Annotated in this window: 33 protein-coding genes and 1 pseudogene; all 34 read right to left on the reverse strand. The window is 39.1% G+C overall.

What is annotated here, in order from left to right:
- Positions 1-165 precede the first annotated feature (165 nt).
- Positions 166-1,590, reverse strand: a complete 1,425-nt coding sequence (locus ACOV1Q_RS08160; protein ID WP_424493907.1) for a hypothetical protein — start codon at positions 1,588-1,590, stop codon at positions 166-168.
- 4 nt (positions 1,591-1,594) lie between these two features.
- Positions 1,595-2,206, reverse strand: coding sequence for a terminase small subunit (locus ACOV1Q_RS08165; RefSeq protein ID WP_424493908.1), 612 nt, complete (start codon positions 2,204-2,206; stop codon positions 1,595-1,597).
- A 4-nt stretch (positions 2,207-2,210) separates the two neighbouring features.
- A complete protein-coding gene (locus tag ACOV1Q_RS08170; protein ID WP_424493909.1) occupies positions 2,211-2,534 on the reverse strand; it encodes a hypothetical protein in 324 nt (107 codons plus the stop codon).
- Positions 2,531-2,689 carry a hypothetical protein gene (locus ACOV1Q_RS08175; protein WP_424493910.1) on the reverse strand — a complete coding sequence of 53 codons (159 nt, stop codon included), beginning with the start codon at positions 2,687-2,689 and terminating at the stop codon, positions 2,531-2,533. Before ACOV1Q_RS08175 ends, ACOV1Q_RS08170 begins: the two co-directional genes overlap by 4 nt.
- A 42-nt stretch (positions 2,690-2,731) precedes the next feature.
- Positions 2,732-3,118: a YopX family protein gene (locus ACOV1Q_RS08180; protein ID WP_424493911.1), complete on the reverse strand. Its 387-nt coding sequence runs from the start codon at positions 3,116-3,118 to the stop codon at positions 2,732-2,734.
- Positions 3,115-3,450, reverse strand: a complete 336-nt coding sequence (locus ACOV1Q_RS08185) for a hypothetical protein (protein ID WP_424493912.1) — start codon at positions 3,448-3,450, stop codon at positions 3,115-3,117. The genes ACOV1Q_RS08180 and ACOV1Q_RS08185 overlap by 4 nt, the downstream gene beginning before the upstream one ends.
- Before the next feature lie 77 nt (positions 3,451-3,527).
- Positions 3,528-3,941: a hypothetical protein gene (locus ACOV1Q_RS08190; RefSeq protein WP_424493913.1), complete on the reverse strand. Its 414-nt coding sequence runs from the start codon at positions 3,939-3,941 to the stop codon at positions 3,528-3,530.
- Position 3,942: 1 nt separating this feature from the next.
- Complete coding sequence (locus ACOV1Q_RS08195) at positions 3,943-4,188, reverse strand: YegP family protein (RefSeq protein WP_424493914.1); 246 nt, start codon at positions 4,186-4,188, stop codon at positions 3,943-3,945.
- Between the two features lie 11 nt (positions 4,189-4,199).
- Complete coding sequence (locus tag ACOV1Q_RS08200; protein WP_424493915.1) at positions 4,200-5,033, reverse strand: hypothetical protein; 834 nt, start codon at positions 5,031-5,033, stop codon at positions 4,200-4,202.
- 142 nt (positions 5,034-5,175) lie between these two features.
- Positions 5,176-5,547 (reverse strand): RusA family crossover junction endodeoxyribonuclease, encoded by a 372-nt coding sequence (locus tag ACOV1Q_RS08205; RefSeq protein WP_424493916.1) that lies wholly within the window; start codon positions 5,545-5,547, stop codon positions 5,176-5,178.
- A 251-nt stretch (positions 5,548-5,798) separates the two neighbouring features.
- The gene (locus tag ACOV1Q_RS08210) at positions 5,799-6,005 is read right to left on the reverse strand and encodes a hypothetical protein (protein WP_424493917.1); all 207 of its coding nucleotides are present in this window, start codon (positions 6,003-6,005) and stop codon (positions 5,799-5,801) included.
- Positions 6,006-6,105: 100 nt separating this feature from the next.
- The gene (locus ACOV1Q_RS08215; protein WP_424493918.1) at positions 6,106-6,402 is read right to left on the reverse strand and encodes a hypothetical protein; all 297 of its coding nucleotides are present in this window, start codon (positions 6,400-6,402) and stop codon (positions 6,106-6,108) included.
- Positions 6,403-6,415: 13 nt separating this feature from the next.
- Positions 6,416-6,652 (reverse strand): hypothetical protein, encoded by a 237-nt coding sequence (locus ACOV1Q_RS08220; RefSeq protein ID WP_424493919.1) that lies wholly within the window; start codon positions 6,650-6,652, stop codon positions 6,416-6,418.
- Positions 6,649-6,969, reverse strand: coding sequence for a hypothetical protein (locus ACOV1Q_RS08225; protein WP_424493920.1), 321 nt, complete (start codon positions 6,967-6,969; stop codon positions 6,649-6,651). The genes ACOV1Q_RS08220 and ACOV1Q_RS08225 overlap by 4 nt, the downstream gene beginning before the upstream one ends.
- On the reverse strand, positions 6,969-7,265 hold the full coding sequence (locus ACOV1Q_RS08230; RefSeq protein WP_424493921.1) for a hypothetical protein: 297 nt from the start codon (positions 7,263-7,265) through the stop codon (positions 6,969-6,971). Before ACOV1Q_RS08230 ends, ACOV1Q_RS08225 begins: the two co-directional genes overlap by 1 nt.
- Positions 7,262-7,408 (reverse strand): hypothetical protein, encoded by a 147-nt coding sequence (locus ACOV1Q_RS08235; RefSeq protein WP_424493922.1) that lies wholly within the window; start codon positions 7,406-7,408, stop codon positions 7,262-7,264. Before ACOV1Q_RS08235 ends, ACOV1Q_RS08230 begins: the two co-directional genes overlap by 4 nt.
- 123 nt (positions 7,409-7,531) lie before the next feature.
- Positions 7,532-8,137, reverse strand: coding sequence for a DNA cytosine methyltransferase (locus ACOV1Q_RS08240; RefSeq protein ID WP_424493923.1), 606 nt, complete (start codon positions 8,135-8,137; stop codon positions 7,532-7,534).
- A complete protein-coding gene (locus tag ACOV1Q_RS08245; protein WP_424493924.1) occupies positions 8,052-8,279 on the reverse strand; it encodes a DNA cytosine methyltransferase in 228 nt (75 codons plus the stop codon). Before ACOV1Q_RS08245 ends, ACOV1Q_RS08240 begins: the two co-directional genes overlap by 86 nt.
- Positions 8,276-8,440: a hypothetical protein gene (locus ACOV1Q_RS08250; RefSeq protein ID WP_424493925.1), complete on the reverse strand. Its 165-nt coding sequence runs from the start codon at positions 8,438-8,440 to the stop codon at positions 8,276-8,278. The genes ACOV1Q_RS08245 and ACOV1Q_RS08250 overlap by 4 nt, the downstream gene beginning before the upstream one ends.
- A 38-nt stretch (positions 8,441-8,478) precedes the next feature.
- On the reverse strand, positions 8,479-11,016 hold the full coding sequence (locus tag ACOV1Q_RS08255) for a DNA methyltransferase (RefSeq protein WP_424493926.1): 2,538 nt from the start codon (positions 11,014-11,016) through the stop codon (positions 8,479-8,481).
- 34 nt (positions 11,017-11,050) lie between these two features.
- Positions 11,051-11,848 carry a hypothetical protein gene (locus ACOV1Q_RS08260; RefSeq protein ID WP_424493927.1) on the reverse strand — a complete coding sequence of 266 codons (798 nt, stop codon included), beginning with the start codon at positions 11,846-11,848 and terminating at the stop codon, positions 11,051-11,053.
- Positions 11,778-12,593: a hypothetical protein gene (locus ACOV1Q_RS08265; RefSeq protein WP_424493928.1), complete on the reverse strand. Its 816-nt coding sequence runs from the start codon at positions 12,591-12,593 to the stop codon at positions 11,778-11,780. The genes ACOV1Q_RS08260 and ACOV1Q_RS08265 overlap by 71 nt, the downstream gene beginning before the upstream one ends.
- A 15-nt stretch (positions 12,594-12,608) precedes the next feature.
- A complete protein-coding gene (locus tag ACOV1Q_RS08270) occupies positions 12,609-13,142 on the reverse strand; it encodes a helix-turn-helix domain-containing protein (RefSeq protein WP_424493929.1) in 534 nt (177 codons plus the stop codon).
- Between the two features lie 6 nt (positions 13,143-13,148).
- Positions 13,149-13,415: pseudogene (locus ACOV1Q_RS08275) on the reverse strand (DUF3127 domain-containing protein); the annotation flags it as partial.
- A 4-nt stretch (positions 13,416-13,419) separates the two neighbouring features.
- A complete protein-coding gene (locus tag ACOV1Q_RS08280; protein WP_424493930.1) occupies positions 13,420-13,824 on the reverse strand; it encodes a hypothetical protein in 405 nt (134 codons plus the stop codon).
- Between the two features lie 226 nt (positions 13,825-14,050).
- Positions 14,051-14,308, reverse strand: a complete 258-nt coding sequence (locus tag ACOV1Q_RS08285; protein WP_424493931.1) for a hypothetical protein — start codon at positions 14,306-14,308, stop codon at positions 14,051-14,053.
- A gap of 29 nt (positions 14,309-14,337) precedes the next feature.
- Positions 14,338-14,607 carry a hypothetical protein gene (locus ACOV1Q_RS08290; protein WP_424493932.1) on the reverse strand — a complete coding sequence of 90 codons (270 nt, stop codon included), beginning with the start codon at positions 14,605-14,607 and terminating at the stop codon, positions 14,338-14,340.
- A complete protein-coding gene (locus ACOV1Q_RS08295; protein ID WP_424493933.1) occupies positions 14,604-15,044 on the reverse strand; it encodes a NinB/YbcN family protein in 441 nt (146 codons plus the stop codon). The genes ACOV1Q_RS08290 and ACOV1Q_RS08295 overlap by 4 nt, the downstream gene beginning before the upstream one ends.
- On the reverse strand, positions 15,044-15,319 hold the full coding sequence (locus ACOV1Q_RS08300; protein ID WP_424493934.1) for a hypothetical protein: 276 nt from the start codon (positions 15,317-15,319) through the stop codon (positions 15,044-15,046). Before ACOV1Q_RS08300 ends, ACOV1Q_RS08295 begins: the two co-directional genes overlap by 1 nt.
- A 2-nt stretch (positions 15,320-15,321) precedes the next feature.
- The gene (locus ACOV1Q_RS08305; RefSeq protein ID WP_424493935.1) at positions 15,322-16,050 is read right to left on the reverse strand and encodes an MBL fold metallo-hydrolase; all 729 of its coding nucleotides are present in this window, start codon (positions 16,048-16,050) and stop codon (positions 15,322-15,324) included.
- Positions 16,050-16,346 carry a hypothetical protein gene (locus ACOV1Q_RS08310; protein WP_424493936.1) on the reverse strand — a complete coding sequence of 99 codons (297 nt, stop codon included), beginning with the start codon at positions 16,344-16,346 and terminating at the stop codon, positions 16,050-16,052. Before ACOV1Q_RS08310 ends, ACOV1Q_RS08305 begins: the two co-directional genes overlap by 1 nt.
- Positions 16,347-16,348: 2 nt before the next feature.
- The gene (locus ACOV1Q_RS08315; RefSeq protein ID WP_424493937.1) at positions 16,349-17,263 is read right to left on the reverse strand and encodes a recombinase RecT; all 915 of its coding nucleotides are present in this window, start codon (positions 17,261-17,263) and stop codon (positions 16,349-16,351) included.
- Between the two features lie 26 nt (positions 17,264-17,289).
- Entirely contained in the window at positions 17,290-17,481 is a 192-nt protein-coding gene (locus tag ACOV1Q_RS08320; protein ID WP_424493938.1) for a hypothetical protein, read from the reverse strand.
- Entirely contained in the window at positions 17,481-19,484 is a 2,004-nt protein-coding gene (locus ACOV1Q_RS08325; protein WP_424493939.1) for an AAA family ATPase, read from the reverse strand. Before ACOV1Q_RS08325 ends, ACOV1Q_RS08320 begins: the two co-directional genes overlap by 1 nt.
- Between the last annotated feature and the right edge of the window lie 67 nt (positions 19,485-19,551).

Below are 19,551 nucleotides of genomic sequence, written 5' to 3' on the forward strand. Positions count from 1 at the left end.
GAACTTACTTGGCGGCTCTGGCTTGTTTCTTCATTAAAGCGATAAAAATTAAAGCGAAAATTAATGCATCTTCCATATTTGAAGTTTTATCAGTTAAAAGTTATTTTAATTATCAAAAATGAACATCGCCCATCGTACGAATAAAAATATTTTGCGGATAATTCATTATTCTTTAAAAATGTGTTTATAGTTGGTGTAAATGTATTGCGCTAGTAGTGTAACACTATCCGAAGCGTCATCTTCAGATTTATTCGTCTTCAGAAATCCCTTCAAGGCTTTTAAAAACTTCATGTACTCCGGGCTCCCGGTACGTTTAAAAACAAAATATTCGTTAATGATCCAGGCGTAACTTATCAATCGGTTCATTTTATTGCCTTTGCTTACCACGCCTTTTATATTCTGAGCACCTTTTGTCTTGAGAAGATTGATGTAAGTAGCTCCCATGGCATTTGTTTCACATACCATCTTCAGAACATTATACATCTGGGTTTTCTGAACGATCCTGTCCGCACTTGTCGCGCTCCCCTCCTGCGTATAAATAGCATCATGCACGTAGATCTTCTTTCCAATAAGTTTGGCGAAGGGAGCGGCTAAATAATCTGTTCCAGAATCGGCAATATCCGCAGCCCCTAAACTGATCGCCCCGGTTTCATTGCTTAATTCATCGTAGTATTTAAGCTGGTAAAGAAGTCCCTGGCTTTCTTTCGGGTCCTGGTCAAATTGTGCATCATAGTCATCTTCGCTGGTTCCCTCTTCATCATTGTTCAAAGCCTTTTTCTCACTGGCTAGTATAGATCTGTTCAGTCTTACCGGGTCTAGAAGTCCATTCTGGTAATACTGTCTGAACTCTGGTGGCTGTATAAGGTCACTTTCTTCTGCCGGTAAGCAGATGTTTAGAACATTATTGAGCTTCTTTTGAGCAACGGTGGTGTAATCATTAATGCTTAACCGCTGCATGAGGAGAATATAAAGCGAGGTTTCTTTATTGGTTTTCCTTGTCTGGAATTCCTTAAAACCTTCGGCGGCCGCTTCCATTTCTACCTGTGATTTCGCCTGTCTTGCGGTGGTGGGGTCATCTTCAATTAAGATATCACCATGGTTCCCAATTTTAGAACCTTTGGTGGTAAATGAATACCGGGCACCGCCTAATGTATTTTGATAGAACGTCTTTGCGCTGGCATCTTTCCGAATAATGATCTCCGGGAATAGCTCTTTGTATTTGGCTGAAGTGATTATGTCCTTGCTCCGCATGGCGTTCTTTGCTGTCAGCTTATCGGAATTGGTAGAAGTAAGTATGATTGTAGTGGGATCTATCGTCCATGCCCAGGCTGGCACCATTTGAGATAAGATTGTTGATTTGGTAGTACCGGGACAGATATTGGCAATAATATCATTTTCCTTTTTTTCTTTTCGGATTGCTCGTAAGAGGTGGGGTTGGATTTCGTTGCAGATTGCTTCGATGTGCCAATTATCCACCATTGGCTCCGAAATAATAGTTTCCCAGAAGCATTTAATGAACTCGTACAATGATTTACGGCATATCTCAGCCTGAATGGATAAATCGTCAATCATTAAATCATCAAGCTCCATAGACTTATCCTTTCGCTTTCATCTTCAAAGCCTGAAGGGTTTTCAGTTCTTTCAGTGATAGCTTGCTAAGATCTTCGCGTTCGGGTTTGGGATTGCTTTGCTCGTTGTCTTTTTCGTAGAAGCCGATATGCTTAGCAATCTTCTCAATCGTCCAGTCTTTACCGTGGAGTTTCAATTCGATACCATTACGACCTTCTTTAATTGATTCAATACACATGAGCTGTTCTTCTGTAAGATTACTGAAAGGCTTAAATTGAAGCACTCGTTCTGATTTCTTTATCGGCTCTCCAGTCTCTTCATCTATTCCGATTGTCATCTCGAATTCTACAAAGTCAACGTATTCATCGATGCGAGATTTACGAAGAATATTTAAATGCCCTAGAAGCTCCTTAGAATCGATTTTGAAGTCTTTTTCAGCTATTTCTGCGGCAACTTTCTGAAGTTCGTTTACCCTTGCCCTAACCTTGCCCTCTTTTAGTAGTCTGGACGCTTTCTCATTAACCGTCTTATCCTTCATTCTTGATGTAGAATAAGCGATACGATAAGCCGCCGAAGCATCATCTAATTTCACGTACTCTTTTGCAAAAATCTCCTGTTTCTTTGTGAGCTTTTTCATATCATCATTTCCCCGCATAAACCAACCTCCAAAGAAGCAGTTTACGGTAAGTTTTATTTAACTCAGGTTTGAAGCTTCCTTTATAACCTCGTTCGCTTCGACCTTTAAATTCGTCTTTCATATCTTTCCACCATCCAATAAGTCCACCGTCTATAATTGCCACCGGGATTAGTAGCAATGCTAATATCCAGAAGAAAGGCGAATACCACCGGGCGGTTAACCTGGCGTTAAACTCAAAGTACCTCCCGTTGAATGAATACACACTGAAATTAGCCTTGTAAATAAGCCATACTAGCAATGCGTGAAGAAATGGTGGGATTTGTTTCATTGGTCATCAAATTCTATTGCATCAAATTCTTCTTTTGCTTTTTCCCTTTCCTGGAGTTCTACCCAATAAGGTTTTTTATAGTTTGGGATTTTATAAGTTTTACCTACCAATATTTCAGGGTTTTTCGGGTGGGGTTTAAATCGGTTGTAGTGCATTTGATCTGTTTCATGGGAGTTCTGAAAGTTTAGGTGTTGAAGTTATTTTTGTATTTCGAATTCTTTTAAGAGATGCTTATTTTGATAAATATTTCCTTTGATAACACACTCTTCATTCATAGCGCATAAAAACGTATCATCTTCTTGCGTTTCCGAAATAATAAAAGCAGCATCAATATATTTTACCTGAGAAACAAAGGTTTTCGTTATAGGCTCTCTTGGGTCGCTATCATAATATCTAGTGCAACTAAATTCAATAATATCATTCTCAAATATTTTACGCCCTTTGGAATCTCTCAATCCTGTGTACAGATCTATTTCTAATAAATCCCATTGTATTTGCCCTTTTTGCTTTTCAATATCTTTTAGATCAAAAAACTGAAAACGCTCTACAATTCTATTCCACGCTCTAAATTTTAAATCCTTCATACCACCTCAGTTTCATAAACACTATACTTCTCAATCTGCTTCTGCATCCACTTCTTATCATATTTCACTCCGTTGGCTTCGAGGAAATCCCGGTGCTTTCGGAATTGATAAGCGGTGGTTTGTTTCTTATCCCCGAGTTGCAGATGCTCTTCTCTGGTCTGGGCCATTAGGTTTTCTATTCGGTTAAGGTTCTTTTGTGGATCACCTCCCATACCTCTTGATAAAATGTGGCAGACGTCTACCGCTCTACCTCCAGATAGTTCTGAAGGAATGAAATCGCCTTTTGAATAGCCGAAGGCGTTTAAATAAATGAGGGTGTAGTTGCGTGCCATTTAAAATACTTTCTTTAAATCTTTATAGGTTTTTATGGAGGCTAATATTACAGTTAAGAAAAAGGTTATCTCGTCCATTATTCAATTCCAGCTTTAACTTTTTCTCTTCGGTATTTTTCCTTAGCGTCATATCTAAGGTGGCATAGTTGACAAGCGGCTTTCAATCTTTCATCTTTCACATCGTGGTTTTCTTCGTCATGATCCAAATGAGCTACAGTAAGAACGACCTTTACTTTTTTAGGATTAGGTACAGGTTCTGTTTTCCCTGTTTTGCGGTTCTTCTTCGCTTCTACAGTCTTTGGAAGAGAATCCGCTTCTTCAAAATCCCTAAACCATCCTGTTGTTTTACCTCTGTACTTTACACTCCAGACTTCTTCACCATGTTTAAAATCACAACCTTCAAATTCACAGGTATTATTTGCCCGCTTCATAATTCGTGGCCGGATCTCGCTTAACCAGTTTGGAGGATATTTTTTGTAGTTTATCGGCATCCTATTTAGGCTGATTTAAAATTGAATCCGCTTCACTTCCTAAAAATGAAAGTTGCTTTAATTGTTCTTCGGTCATTTCATCAAAATAATGCTTCAGGTAGTTAAGGCTTGTATTAATCTTTCCTTCCCTTGCATCTGCCAGATTGAAATAGCCCTGGTGGGTGCTGTCAGATATTTGCCCGTTGTCGGCTACTTGCCTTATACGGTGCTTTCCTGATTGGTCTTTGTATTCTTGGATTTTTGGCATAATCAAAGTTTTTAAGCTGCTATAGCTTCATAAATTGTTTTCTTACCTTCAATGACTTCGGAAAGGTTTTTATCTTCTAAATCCTGAAAATCTACTTCACATATAATTCCGCAGCTCGGCATAACTTCTTTACTCATTCGCCCTGCTTTTGGGTCTAGTTCATCCAGAAAAGTTCCGTTGATACAGCTATACCCTGTTTTTCTCTCAAGTCTTGCCATTCTCCAGAAGTACGCAGGGAAATCCACTCGTATTTGGTTCCAATATCCTTTACCACCTTTTACGCAACCTATACAGTTATTGTTGTTGTAGCCTAACCTGTACATCAACGGTAATTCAATTCCTGCATTTATTAGAATTCCTGCGCATTGGTTTTTATCTAAACCTTTTTCAATGAGGGGGAAAAGAGAATTTGTATTAGGGTATTGCTGGCCGTGGCGTATTGCTCTGTTAATTTCTTTAGGCGTGTATTCAAATCCCCAAACTTGGTTAAGAATAGTGTAATTATTGAAAAGGGATATTTCGTGTAGCTTTTCAAAATCAAACCTTACTTGCTTTTTAAGCTCTCCCGTGCATGGTGCGCCTTGCGGAGTGTTCACTGCTCCCTTATCTTCTATTACCTCAAATTGATCTTTGTATTTTCGGCTTTGAAGAGTATGTATTTTTTGTCCGTACCATTTTTCACAATCTTTTTTAAATCTCTCGTTATCTGGGTGAGCAGTGTCAATTTTAATATAATACATTTTGACGTTTTTGTACATTTTGAGAGCCATGTAACATGCAACGGCAGAAGTAATTCCTGCGCTCCACCATGCCAATACAAAACCGTCTTTATCTTTAGTTATCATATCAAAAAAACACTTTTAACCAGATCCCACAATAACACTATGATCTTATACGCTCCATAAGTGGCGCAGATACCTACAATTATAGCCCAGAATATTTGGCTTTTGCTTGTGGGGAAGTTGGGTTGGTGCATTGGTTTAGATTTTAAACAGGCTCAATCCTGAATTCTATTCTTGGATTCTTTTTGTCCAGGAACTTCTCCACGTACAAGCCTGTACATTTGTTGTCGTTCTTAATGGCTTTTGCTTTTTGCAGACAGTCCAGAACTACTTTTAAAGAATTATCAAGATCTGCTCTCTGGCTCGGATAAAACACGTTCATGTGAAATTTGAAATACCCTGAAATCATTTTATCCCTGTACTTGTTGCACTGGATATAAAAATCATTCTCGTATTTCTTAAGAGCTTCGGTTTTTCCTAAAGTAGATTTGCCACGAATTTTGATAATTCGATAGCAGTTAGATTTACTAGGGGTTGAGCCATAGATAACCTGTAATTCCGGCTGGTTTTTAGCCACGTATTCTAAAAATTGAAAGTTCTGAAAATTTAATACCCGAAGAAGTGGGCTTATGAAGATTTAATACTGCTAATATACTAAAAGTAGGGGATTTAGTACTAAAAAAGTTTAGGTTTTTTTGCGGTTTTGTTTAGGTTTTAGAAACTAACACCTCCGCAATCTTCACAGCAACTATGACCGTCTTTAGGTTTGTCTTTGCCGCACATTAGGCACTTCTCTTTTTCTTCCATTGGTTTATTTGCAAGTCCATTTTATTTATTTTTAATTTTTTCATTGTGTTCTTCAAGTTCATCAGCCAATTCCCTAAGCCCTGAAATGAGATTATCATCTACTAATCCGTCTAAGTTGGTTATATCTTCAGTTATTTCTGAATTACCTCCAAAATCAGAAATAGTTAATTCTATTATGGATGAAGCCTTATTTCCATGACCTCCAAAATGTCTTGTTTTAAATTCCATTTTTCTAAGTTTTTTATTTATATTTTTTAAAATTTTTACCGAAAATACTGTGTGGGTTCTTCGGTCATTTCATCGAAATAATGCTTCAGGTAGTTAAATTCTATTGCTGTTTTATTTGAAGGGAAGAGATCAGTTCTTTCCACTCTTGTAACTTTTCTTCATCTGCTCTATGGTTTAATTCAGGTCTGTTTTCAATTTCCCATTCTAAACCTATTACCGCAGCTTCTAAAGCACTTCTTAGTTTTTGGTTTTGTTCACCCGCTTCCTGTAATTTGGCATTGACGGATGCTGACTTTTGTTCCTCAATGAGTTCCTCTAATTGCTCGTCAATCATTCCGATTATTTGATCTGGCACATAATCCCAAAGTGGTTTAAGTATTTCTTCTGTTGTTTTCATAATCCCTATATTTTCAATTATCAATTAATTCCTCCACAATCTTTTCATTCTGGTAACTCGGGTGTGCCTGGTTTTTCCATTTTTCAAATCCGATATTTAATGAAACATTGTAGCCGTTGTGAATGGCGGTTAAATTAGCCTTGTTCATAACAATTTTTTGCATGAGCGGCTTCAGGTTCTTGAAAGCTTCTGTTTCTTTTATGTCGGAAGTGGAGAACTTTTTTAAGGTTTGGGTGAGGTCTTTGGTCATACTATTCCTTTGAGTTTATTTATTTCTATTATTAAATCTTGAATTACCTTCTGCTTTTTCTGAATGGTTTTATCCTTAGTAACATTCGACTTTGTCAGATTTTTAAATTCAGTTTGGTATAATTCCCTCCTGATATCTTTTTCCTTTTGCTGAAATCCCTTTTTTAATTCATGGTTCAAGTGATCTATTTCAGATTTTAACGCTCCGTTTTCCAGTTCCAATTCAGATACTTTTTTATTTAATGCAGCTACGGCTTCATCTTTTCCATAAGCTCTTCTAAGCTTAATAAGCACGTTATCTTCGTAGGTGTTTTCCATTACCCTCTATTTTTAAACATTTTTATAAATTCTCTTGATCCGTATTTCTGTGTAGCTTCGGCGGCGTTTCTGAATCCTAAACTCTTGGCAAAGGAGAGCATTTGTTCATGCCGATCAGGTTTATTTTTGCTTCCTTTTTTAGGCCCTCTCTTTCTTGTAACAACTCCTTCTTTTTTCAGGACGGTAAATATTTTCTTAGCTGAACATTCATTTTCTTTTGCTAATTCTAACATTGTCTTGTTTTTGTAATTTTTGCAGATCTCCTTTTTTTCCCGGAGCGTTAATTGTTTTTTCATTGCGCCCATGTTTGCACCCATACGAGGTTAGGGTAGTTGAACTTAAATGCTGAAATAGCATCTTTTTCATTTTCAGCCTCTATCAGAATATCCTTTTTGACTTCCTTGTTTTCGGCTTTGTATGTAAATCTGTAGTTGATCATAATTTCATTTTTAAAATAACCCGCCTTTCTTTTTAACTGCCGGTACGCTACAACGTCTTTCTTATATTGCCTTTTTTCGAAGTAGCGCTTGTTTTTGGCGCGTAAGATTGGCGGGATTTGGGGTTATAAGTTTTGATATTGCTCTATTGCCTTAAAAATTTGATAAGCCACTTGAGGAGGTATAGCATTACCCATCTGAATTAATCTGGATTTATCGGTTTTGTCCAGTCTTTGGGAAACCCTTTTATCCACTCGCTGAAATTCGGATTGGGATATATCCCATCGCTCTCCTTCTCTCGGATAACTTCCCTGAAATTTCCTTTTTGAATCTTGCTGGTTCTGGTCCTGTTTCTGCAAGCTCCTTTCGCATCGCTTGTCAATGGCCTGGGTAATAATCCAAATGTGCCGTTCCATCGTTGATAATCCGAATGAATCAGACTTACAATCAAAAATGATCGGTTTCTCATAGCCGATATTTTCCAGATCGGTACAGACCATTTCGACTGTATATCCGCTGTCGATATTAAGCAGTCCGTAAACATTTTCTGCCACAACCCAACCTGGGGCAATCTCTGTAATTGCTCTAAGCATTTCCGGCCAGAGAAATCGCTCATCTTCTTGGCCTTTTCGTTTTCCCGCTTGGCTAAATGGCTGGCATGGAAATCCTCCTGTAAGGATATCGCACCCCCCCCCTGTGAATAGTAAAATCTGTTTTGGTGATGTCTTCATAAGAAATTGATTCTGGAAAATGCTGTTTTAGTATTTGTTTTGCTTCTTTATCCCACTCGCAATGAAATATGTTCTCCCATCCCATCCATTCCGCTGCAAGGTCAAACCCTCCGATTCCGCTAAATAATGATCCGTGTTTCATTCCTTAAATTTTTCAGCGTATTCAAAATATTTTTCTGTCATGGCTTTATTTAATGCTTCGCCTGACATTGGTCTGTCTTCGGTGATCTTGCTTTTATCAGGCAGCAATACTTGTACATACTGCTGCCCGTTTTTAATAATTGGATATACTTTGATTCCCATTTTAAAGCAGATTCCCATAGCTTGGCTGATTGACTGTATCATGCCTCCACCAGATCAAAAAGAGTGGGCGCGTTGATCTTATATTCGATAGACTTCAGGTAAAACAAACCGTCATCGTAATATTCAGGGTTCAGTTCTGCAGATACTGCTTTTCTTCCCATTTCAAGCGCTTTGTAAGCCGTGGAGAATAGCCCGCCGAAGGGATCATCTACCAAGTCGCCCGGATTGGTGAAGCGGTTAATTAGGCGCTCAATGATATCCAGCTGCAAAGGGCAAATGTGCTTTTCTTTTTTCCGGTTCACTTGGTTTGCGTTCAGGGTATTCATTCGGTTTATGTCAGTCCAGACCATGTCGTTTCCTGAAGTTGGAGGAATTGTCATGAACAGCTTTGATAATTTCCCTGTTGCATCCAGATCATTACACACTCTTAAATGCTCCTGAAAATCGTATATCTCGCTTCTGTCGTATTTTCTCCAAGAATTAAACACAGTCTTCATGTCAGCAGTAGAAAGTTCCTTAGAGCTTAAAAAACGGTTGCCAGAGGACTTCCAGTAAGCATGTGCGTCAAGTTGCCAAAGTGATAATAAATAATCATCGATCTGCTTTACTACCGGATCATCAGCATAGGCGTTATTAGTTTCGGTAGGTGCTTTCCTGAATAACAGCACGTATTCCGGTAATCCTACGCCCATTTTAGTAGCGTCTTTTCGCTGCTCTCCCCATGTTAACCTGTAGGTTTGGTTATTCTCTCGCACTACGTCTGTGGTAATTGTGATCTTTCCTACCAGATAAAATCCATGTTTCACGAAATGCTGTACCGTCTGGCCGGAGAAGTCGTCTATAGTTGTGAAGCAAGTTCCGTTCTGGTGGGAGTATCGAATACGGTCTTTCACGTGAACAGCGGCAATTCTCCCCGGCTGAAGTGTCCGGTGAAGGTTCGGCGTTAAAAATTCCATTTGCTTGAAAAACTCTGCGTTCCCGTAGTTGTGCCCGAAGTCGTTGAAATTATCTGAATATTCGTAATGATCCCCAAAAGGAATTGAGGTTAAATGCATACCCACGGAATTGCTTTCCATTTCCTGGTGAATGAGCGTTGTATCTTCATTGTAAACCGTAGCCTCTCCTATCGTGGCGCTTCTTCTGTTTTTAAACATTTGTCTTTTCATGTCGGATTTAATTTTATCTGAATTCAAACCGTAGTTTCTTACCAGGTTGATCATTTCTGTTTGTAATTCGATGTGCCGCTTCCATTTTGCTTTAAGCGCTTTTAGTATCTCCCGTTCGTTTTGGGTGAAGATCAGGTAGATTTCCACTTCGTGCTGCTGTCGGAATCGTAGTATTCTGTGAACGGCTTGAATGAAATCGTTGAACTTGTAGTCAATCCCTACGAATATGGCCCGGTGACATGCGTGCTGGAAATTGCACCCGGAACCGGCAATCTTCGGCTTGGTGGAAAGTATCTGATATTCACCTTCGGAAAAATCAATGAGAAGATCTTCTTTTTCTGAATTGCTTTGCGATCCGTAAACAGACTTCACGTCAAAATCCTCCCGGAATTTCTTTTCTATGGCCGCTCGTTCGCTTTCGCGGTGGTGCCATAATATCCAACGGTCATCATGCGCTATGGAATTATCCCAAACAATATCAAAGGCTTTGTTTACCCGAAGATCTACTGTGTCCGATTTTTCCCGGGAAGTATCTACAAGGCTTTTGGTGGTATCTTTAAACATTACCAGGTCGCCGGACTTATTTAAAATCGGTTCATCGGTTAAATTCTCCACCTCAATTTCGTGAAGGTGCATTTTAGGCAAATTGTAGCCTGTATCATCAAAACCTAAATCCGAAGGTTTGTTTATGAATACCGCCCATGTGCTTACCCACTTCCAGAATTCTTCTTTTTTGTTCGGGTAAAGCGTAAGTTTTCCGGCTTTGGTGGAATCCCTCTGAAAAAATCTTGTAAGTGCATGGCCTCGGGAAATCACTCCCAAGAAATCTGCATAGTTCAAGATCTCAATAAAATCATTCGGCGCGGGTGTCGCGGTAAAAACAAACCGGAATGGTACCTTTTTGAAAAATCCGAGAATGTAATTTGTGGTTTCTGTTTTCAGGTTCCGAAGCATGGAGGCTTCATCAAAACTTACCCCGGCAAACTTGGAAGGATCAATATCCCCTTTACGGATTCGCTCGTAGTTGGTGACATAGATTTTATTTTCGTAGGATTCTATGTTGTCGGTGTCGGTTATGTACTCAATCTGGAAACCGGTTTCTAAGAATTCATTATCTCGTTTGAATTCTCCGATCACTCCCAGCGGCATTCCAATGAGGAAAGGTTTGTTTTCCTTCAGGATAACCTGCCGTGCAATCTCGAGCTGCATAACTGTTTTACCTAATCCGAAAGAAGCAAAGCATGCTCTGCGACCTCCTTCGAGGCTCCATTTTATAATTTCCTTCTGGTGCGGAAAAAGCTTATCTGTTAAATCTGTGTACGCTACTTCAAACCCGAAGTTTTCGGCCACGACAATCTTAGATTCCAGAAACTTTTTATAATCCGATACTGTTTTTCTAACGTTAATCATTTTTTATGGTGCTATTTTAGTGTTGAACGTTTGGTTAAATTATCTCTTCCAGTGATTTTTCCTGCGCAATGAGCTGATGGAAGAAGGTTTTTAAAATGATGTTTTTACATCTGACTATCTGCGCATTTTTTTTGTTTTGTATATCCCGGAGGACCTTTGTAAAAGCTCGTTTATCTTCGGCTTCAGCTTTAGATTTGTAGGCTTCCTTAATTGCTTTTCTTTTGATCTTACTTTTAAATTCCGTGGTGTGCTTTGGCAGTAACTTTTTCTCATACAGGAAATCATACACATAGGTTTTACCTACCGGAATTTCTTTTGTGACTTTGAATATTTCAAAACACTCCAATACTCCCCCTATAATCAAAAGCTCTTTTTCAGTATCGTTCATTTCCTGCTTTTTCTTTGGCTTGGATAATGGCAGGTTGTTTGCCGCCCTGGTGCTTCTTAGCCATTCCTGGTACTTGGTTAAAACCTTTGCCACATATTCCGCATTGAAAAGTTGAAAGTGCTCCACAGGATCACCGCTCCACCGGTCCAGCTTAAAAGCATAATCTATTTCCTGAAGCGATAAGCCGTTGAACTTGCTAAGGATCATTTCCCTGATATCGGTTTTATTAATGTCGCTGATCTCAGTTTTGATTCCCAACAAATTTGTGGCCCGAACAAAGATCATAGCTAAACCCTGTCTTGCATCGGCCTGATCAATTGCCCGGATCTTCGGAAAATTAATTACAGACTTTGCAAATCCCAGCGCCGGCAGATTACCAACCTTCGCTATTTCTTCGGATAACTTCTGCTGTCTGACGGTTAATTGTTGGTTCTGAGTTTCCATGTGCATTATTCTTTAATTCGAAAAATCCTTTCCAGCCGTTCGCCATGCTTTGGTGAATTATGGCTATTGCTGTTTCTTCATTGCCTTTGGCTTTGTTTGAAAGTTCGGTTAAGGCGGCTTGTTCGCTTTGGAGAGATTTATAATCAAACTTGAATTCTTTTTTCTTGTAAATCTTCCAGTGCTGCCATTGGGCTTTGAAGTTTTCCGATTCAAAAGGCAGAATGAGTTCAGGTTCTGGTGGTTCAGGCGGTTTAGTTGGAATTTTTGGTTTTTCGCCTTTTTTACCTTTACCTTTACCTTTACCACTACCATTACCTATACCTATACCAGTGGGGCTTACAAGCCCCTCGGAAGCCCCTTCGGGTCTTTGGTCTTTTAAAGTAAATTCTCCTTCTTTTTTTTCGTTTAAAAGATCATATTTCAAAAGCTCATTTATTGCGGCGGTGTGCGCTTTGTTATTTCGCTTCAAAAGCCCGTTGTGCTGTAGCTTTATGAAGTTTTTGATAAGCCATTTTTCACCTCCTTCAAGCTCAATAATCTTGTCAGAAAAAGCAGCTTTTATATCTTCATCTGAACAGGTATCGGGGATTCCACATCGCAATCTTGCCACGTCAAGCTCTACATTCCAAATACCTGCATTGGAGCAATCCAAAAAAAGGTAGATGTAAAGCCCCTTGTAAGCCCCTTGTAAGCCCCTTACGAATGGATCTTTAAAAAAGTTTGTTTCTATAAATCGTTTAGCCATTTTGGGGTGTGTTTTCTAATTTTTAGGTAACATTTTAACTATCGCATCCAGTCTTACTTTTACAAGTTCTACCTGGTGCTCTGGCACTTTACTCACGAGTTCCACAAGGGGAGCATGTGATTGATCGCTGGTAACACTTTCGCGCTCATGGAGCTTTCTTTTCAAAACCGATATTTTTTCCTGCAGCCTTAAAATGATTTCAGCATGCTTTTTTCGGTCTTTCACCTGCTTCTCGCATTCTTCCTGTTGTTGGCTCATATCTTCATCGGTCATTCCGTAAACCTTCATTCTAATGATCTGTAGATATATTGAATGGAATTCCGGGAAGTCCCTCATGTAGCCTTTAAACTGTTTTCTGGCATGGAGCACGGTTGCATGATCTTTCCCAAGAAAACTTCCAATTGCAGCTACGGAATGAGGTGTTTTCTTTGCGGCTGCTTCAAAGAATATGGCGCGCGCAATAATGATAGATCTTAACCGGCTGTTTTTGGAAATATTAACCTTCGTGAATCCCTCTACTATCTTTCTAAGCTGTTTTAGATCCTCCATAGTCTACTCTATTTTCCAGCCTTGGATTGATACGAAATACTTCACTTCGCCCTGTGGAGAAGTCCATTCGCGCCCCCGGAGATTAATTGATACCTTCACGCTTTGCCCTTCAGAAAAGTTATCCAAGAGGCTTGTTTTGTCCTGTACGAATTCAATAGGTAAAGTCTGCGGGTATTGCTCATTTGTGGTAACAATTACCTCCCTTTTTTGAAATCCGTTGTTCCCGAAAGTTTCGGTTTGGCTTATTGATTTGATGTTTCCTTGTACTACCATTTTCTTAAGATATTTTCATCCCCAGCCTTTCCAGCTTTATGAGGAGATCGTTTTTAATTTTTTGTTTTTCTTCTACCAGAATCGCGAGTATTTTAAGGCTAACGGTCTGGCTTATGTTGTGGTGAATTTCCGCATCGGGAGTTTGCTCGAATTCTATTTTCTTATTTCTGCCGTACACATTCACAATGAACACTTCGGTTTTATTTTTACTGCTTTCAGAAACAAGACTTCCATCTTTATCTAAACATACTTTCTCAGTCTTAGGTTTATTTCCGGTAAGGGTAAGCTCTGTCATCATTTCACCCTCCACAAGATTTTCGCCCATTTCACGCACTCCTTCCAGGTACTGATCTATTTCCCTGATCTCGTTTAGAATGTCGGTGATTCTGTTTATTCTGGTTGGGTTCATGATGTTGGTTTTTTACAGTTTCTAATGGAACAGTCCTGATAAGATGAATAGTTTCTAGCTCTTGTTTCCTCTACAGTCTCTACCTTCACATCAAATCCTTCGTTAGTGAACTGGGTGAATTCTCTTTCTACTTTTTTATCTAGAAAATCTACATGGCACGCCAGAACAAACCCATTACAGTTATTGCATACAGCTACTTTTGACACATTCCCTTCTGTTCTCATAACTACTCCTCGATTAATTTCCACACAGTAACTGTCCTTCCGGAAGTGCCGCATACTTTGGTTCCTGATTCTGTTATTTTTCCAAGGTCTTTAAGTTCAGAAAGTCTTCTCCAGACTTGTGCATCCCGAAGTTTTGATGCCCTGGCAATGTCTCTGAAACTGCCTTTTTTGATGCTTTTCAATCCCGAAATGATCTTCGCAAATATTATTTGCTTTTCTGGTTTTATGCTGTTGTGTGCTTCAATGCTTGTAGATTTCATGGTGCTTTTTTTTGATGTTGAACAAAATTTTAATGTGCGTGTAATTCCAGTTCCTGAATATGCTTTGCTATTACATTGTTGTGGTGGTGTCCTGAAGGGGTTTCCTGTCCGTTGGTGAAGGTTTCTACTGTAACCATGTCCTCTACATTGAACCGTTCTAAAAGAGACAATCTCCAGCCTTTAAACTCTACCCAAAGAGTAGATTTGTCTAATAATTCTATTTTGGCTAGCTTTTTATTATGCCCCGTCTTATGAGGATCTAGCCCTGTGATTTTCAATATTTTTCCGTTGAGCGTCATAAGTATTGTTTTGAGGTGTTTTTTGATAATTCATTTTCAATTTCTGTAAGCCAGTTAAGGTCTTTTGGTTCCGGTAGGTAACAGCCTTGTGTTGCAGAGAAATCCCTGAAGCGATCAATGGCCGTGGTCATTTCCCCGGTGTTGAGATCTGTGGTACTTCTCCATTTATCTACATTCTTTCCGAAGTAGTCTTTATCTCCGTCATAGAATATTTCGTAGTTCACTACTTTCTTAAAAATATCCTGCTTTACTTCTTCCAACGTGTACCCGAACTGCAAACCAAACCAGCTAAATAAAAGGTGTGCGTAACTGTTTTGAGATATGGTCCGCTTGTACTTTTTCTCCTTAAGCTCAATGCGTTTTTCATTGTCAATAAGCCACTTGAAGCGGTCTATTGCGGCTTGCTTTTGTTCGGGTTTGTTGGTTAGGTAGATCATCAAATTACTTTTCTCATAATTTTATTCGGTAGTAACTCCTGAATTTCCTCTAAAGAATATTGCTCGAATACTTCTTGTAAGTGGTCGTACTTCATTGATTCTCTGAGTGAAGGTGTATTGAAGCCGCTGCGCTCCATACCTATTGCTTCTCTTAAATCTTTTAAGTGAGAATCTGTTAACCTATCCCATTTTGAACCTATTCTACTTACTACTTCAGAAACCAATTCATCGGTGTTAAACTCGTCAATTTCAACTTCTACTTCTACTGTTGCCATAATTAAAAAGGATATTTATTAAGTTCCATTTGCAGTCCATTATTGGCGACTGTTACCGTCTTTCCGGTGGCTTTTGTTACTTCCTCCCGGAACAATACTTCATCTGAATTTCCGTCACTCAAATGAATGAGCACGATGTTGTTCACCTGGCTCAGATCGTTTGCTTTGAGGAATTCAATACAAGTGTCAAGGCTCATGTGGGATTGAATAACCCGGTCATATAAAAACTTCTTGTCTCCTAATTTTTCCCTTGCAATCTCAGGAGCGTAGTTAGCTTCAATAAGAATGTTATTCAGATTTTTAAAGGTGTAAGGACTGTAAACGGTGTCGGTTAAAAATAAAACCCGTCCACACTCTTCATGTTGAATTAAGAAGCCAATACAAAAAACATCATGCTTAAGCTCAAAAGGCATCACCTTAAAATCTCCTACGCAAAAGGTTTTCATTGATTCGATCTCCTTAGCTCTATGACTACTGATACCTAGCTCTTTTTTTGTCTCCGTAGCCATATAAACATTGATTCCGGCTTTTAAAAAATCTCCTACATATTTAGAGTGATCTCCATGCGAATGATCCAGCAGAGCCCCACATACAAGAGCAGGATTAAATGATATTTCTTTTTTCACTTCTTTAAAGTTTATTCCGCAATCAATGATTAACGCCTTTCCTTTTTCAGGCTTGAAAACGTAGCAGTTGCCGTGGCTGCCGGTTCCTAGTACTTTAAGTCTCATTACTCGGTTGCTTTTTTGATTGCCTTATTTCTCATTTCCCAAATTGCCTTAGGGATGCTATTGTTATCGTTTTCTATGTTCAATAAAGCTTCCAGTAGATCCGGTGCGGCTGATATTAATTTGACATGTTTATCATTCGCAACACTCTCGCAGATTAAATAACCTCCGTAATATTCAGCTTCTTCATCCCTGCTCTCTTTTTGGTTTGGAGGGATAGGAAAGTTTGTATTCTTAACCTTCCTATCCGAAACCACAGTGGATTTATATTTTCCTATTTTCCAGTTTCCGAACTCCATAACTAAAACTCCATTTCAGGTTGACCCTTAGCATGCTTGCTTTCCTGCTCAGCCATAGCTTCGTTGTAAAGGCGCTCATTTTCTTCGTCCTCATTCGCCGGCTCTTCCTTCACTTCCTCGTAATCCGCATCTTCATCAAATCCAATAGTTTTCTTATTGGCTTTGGTCTTTACTTCATACTTCACATTCTCAGCTGCAACATCAATATTTTCTGAGTTGTCATCCAATGGATCATACAGCACTGAATCATCTGAGCTGCTAATAAGAAGTTTACACGCCCTGTTTAGAACTGTTTTTACAGCCATTTGATCAGGAAAGTTTTTGTGTGCCGGTGAATTCCCTTTAGAACCACCTTGCGCCCAGGACTGTTTTATCTGGTTGATGTTCATAACCTCCACATCTACACTCCCGTCATTCAGTTCGTATACAGCATAAGCTCCTATGATCTCATTTGAACCAATACTGTCTAGCGTCTGGTTGTGTTTGATCACTTTTTTACGGCCGGTATTTTGATCAACTCCAAATTCAAAATCATCTCCTTTAAAGATTGCATTGCCTTTGATGTTTTTAAGCTTTCCATATCTTTTTGCAATAGCGATGTTCCCGGCATAGGAGATAGAACATTCCAGTTTGTTTCCATAAGGAATGAAATAGCATTGCTTTTTGATAGGAGAAACCCCATACACCACCATTTTAAGAAGCGCTTCAGCTACTGAAGATTTATCACACTTGCTTAGAAGGTTGTTCTTTGGATCGGATAGAATAATATAGGCCGACTTTAAAGCGTTTTGAACGTTGTAACCTTTCGGAAGGCTTAACTCCCCAGAAGCTTCAAAAGCTGTTATTTTATCCAGTACCTGAGTAGTGACGTCTTTTTTTATTGTCGCTACTTCCGTGTTTTTGTTTTCGTTACTCATAATTTTGAATTTTAGGTGTTGAATTATTAATTTTCGAATACTCTTTCTATTTCTTCAATAGCTTTAATCCTGTTTTCTGCTTTAAATGGTCCGTGAATATGCTGCACGAATGGAGACTGTGCGGCTTCACCTAAATCTCTCATATCGAAGTATCTTTTTACCTGATAACTGCCGTTGGTGTGCTTATATCCCCACCATAGATTAAGATCATTTTCCATTACACAGCAGCTTTTTCAGTTTCTAATTTTCCTGATTCTACTCTCAGCTTATCGTCTCCTTCACTTACTACTAATCGGATAAGTTGACTTTCAATCGGAATAAGGTTTACAACAGATTCAGCGTTATCGATCCACACAGGGGCTGTAACTCCGTAGTACTTGCAGAGAGTTTCTATAATATCCAAACCTCCATTAACCCGGCTTGCGGTGTTTGCATTTGAAAATGGCACACCGTCAATCAAGGCTTCGCAGGTTTCGGAAATTCCCCCGTTGATCTGTACATCAAACAGTTTGAAGTTTACGATCTTGAACTGGCTGTTTATTTTAGATTCTAGTGTTTCAATCTTCAGCTTAATGAAGTTTTCTATTGTGAACTCCTGCCCTTCCAATTCCATAAGCTGGCCGGAAAGGGTTTCTTCTTCCTGCTCTAGTTCAGCGATACGTTTTTCAGAAGTTTTAATGGATTCCTCGAGAGAAAGATCTTTTTTCAGTTGGTCCAATTCCTTCTGAACGGCATCCTTTTTCGATTTCAATTCTGAAGTTTCAACTGTTGGAGCTTCGCCTAATTCAGCTTCAAGAGTTTTAAGTTCTTTTTGTTTTGCCTGGTACTGCTCATTTTCAGAAAGAAGCTTATCGATATCCGGCTTTTCAGAATTTTCTAATTTGGATAGCCTTTCTTTTTCGGTTTCGAGCTTAGTGCTTAGTTCAGCGATTTCAGGCTCCAGTGACTTTACAATAGCTTCGCCTTTTTCGATCCTGCCCTGAATGGCTTCTTTTTCAGCGTTTAAGGATTGACCTTCGGTGTTTATTTCAGTAAGAGTTTTGGCTTTTTTATTTTCGAAGTTCTCAAGCATTTCCGCTTTTTTATCTTCTAAAACACTTGCTTCAAATTCCCTTTTACAAGTAGGGCAATGAGTATCTTCATCGTTAAAGGAAAGTTCCTTAGCGTTTTCATCTTGCCACTTTTTTATAAGTGCTTCCCGTGAATCTTCAATAGACTGCTTTTTGGTTTTTAGCTTCTCAATACCTTCCTGAGCTTCTTTTAAGCTATCCTGCTTTGTGGTAAGGGAATTCTGAAGTGCATCCCGGGTTGAATAATCCACACGTCCGGCATTCTTGGCTTTCTGCTCTACCTCGTATTTAATATTGGATAGTTCAGATTTTACAGCATGGATTTTGTTTTGCTGCTGAGATCTCTTTTCCAATTCTTTTTCAAGGGCCTTACTTTTATTAGAAATTTGTCCCTCAATCTCATTAATTTCAGATTGCTTTTTTTCAATAGCTTTTTTGATTCCTGAAAAATCCAAAGCCTCCGGCATATTGCGCTGTACTTCATCGATCCGGGTAGGGATCATTTTTAAAGCATCGTTGATCTTCTTGCGCTTGGCCGTGGTTTCCTTTTTAAGCTCCTCTAATGTTTTATTAGAAAGCTTATCTACAAGGATGTTGTAATCTGCATTTTTACCTGCAAGCTCCGCATCGTCAATCTCTCCACACATTCCCATAAGAACTTCTCTCCTATCCTGCCACTTCAGCCCATTAAAAGCCATTGGATTGGTGATAAGCTTGAAAATACCTTCGTCTAAAATCTCGTTGATCTTAGCAGCGTATTCTTTGGCTTGCATTGGAACTTCATTCCAGGTGTACAGGGTTTCATTCCCTGTGAATTCAGGAGTTCTGGAACCTCTTTTCTTAACCCACTTTTCACGTAGGGTTCTCTGCAGAGTAATTTCTTCCCCATTCACATCTATAACCGCAGTTACCTCGTGATCTATTTTTGGGATTGGTCGGTTGTTCCTATCGAGGGTCTTTACTTCAAAATCTTTCCGATCCTGACTGTCTTTACCGAAAAGCAACCACAGAAAAGAATCCATGATAGTAGTTTTTCCAAGGCCATTGTCCGCAAAGATGCTGGTGGTTTTGGAATCAAACTTTACAGTAAGGTTTCTAATCCCTTTGAAGTTTAGAAGCGTTAGCTCCTTTAATTGAATCTGCTTTTTCATTTTTCTGAATATTTAGTGTTGAACATTTAATTTTTTACGGTGTGCCAAGGGTGAAGTAGTAATACGC

The organism is Salinimicrobium maris, from assembly GCF_049680855.1.
Classification (GTDB): domain Bacteria; phylum Bacteroidota; class Bacteroidia; order Flavobacteriales; family Flavobacteriaceae; genus Salinimicrobium.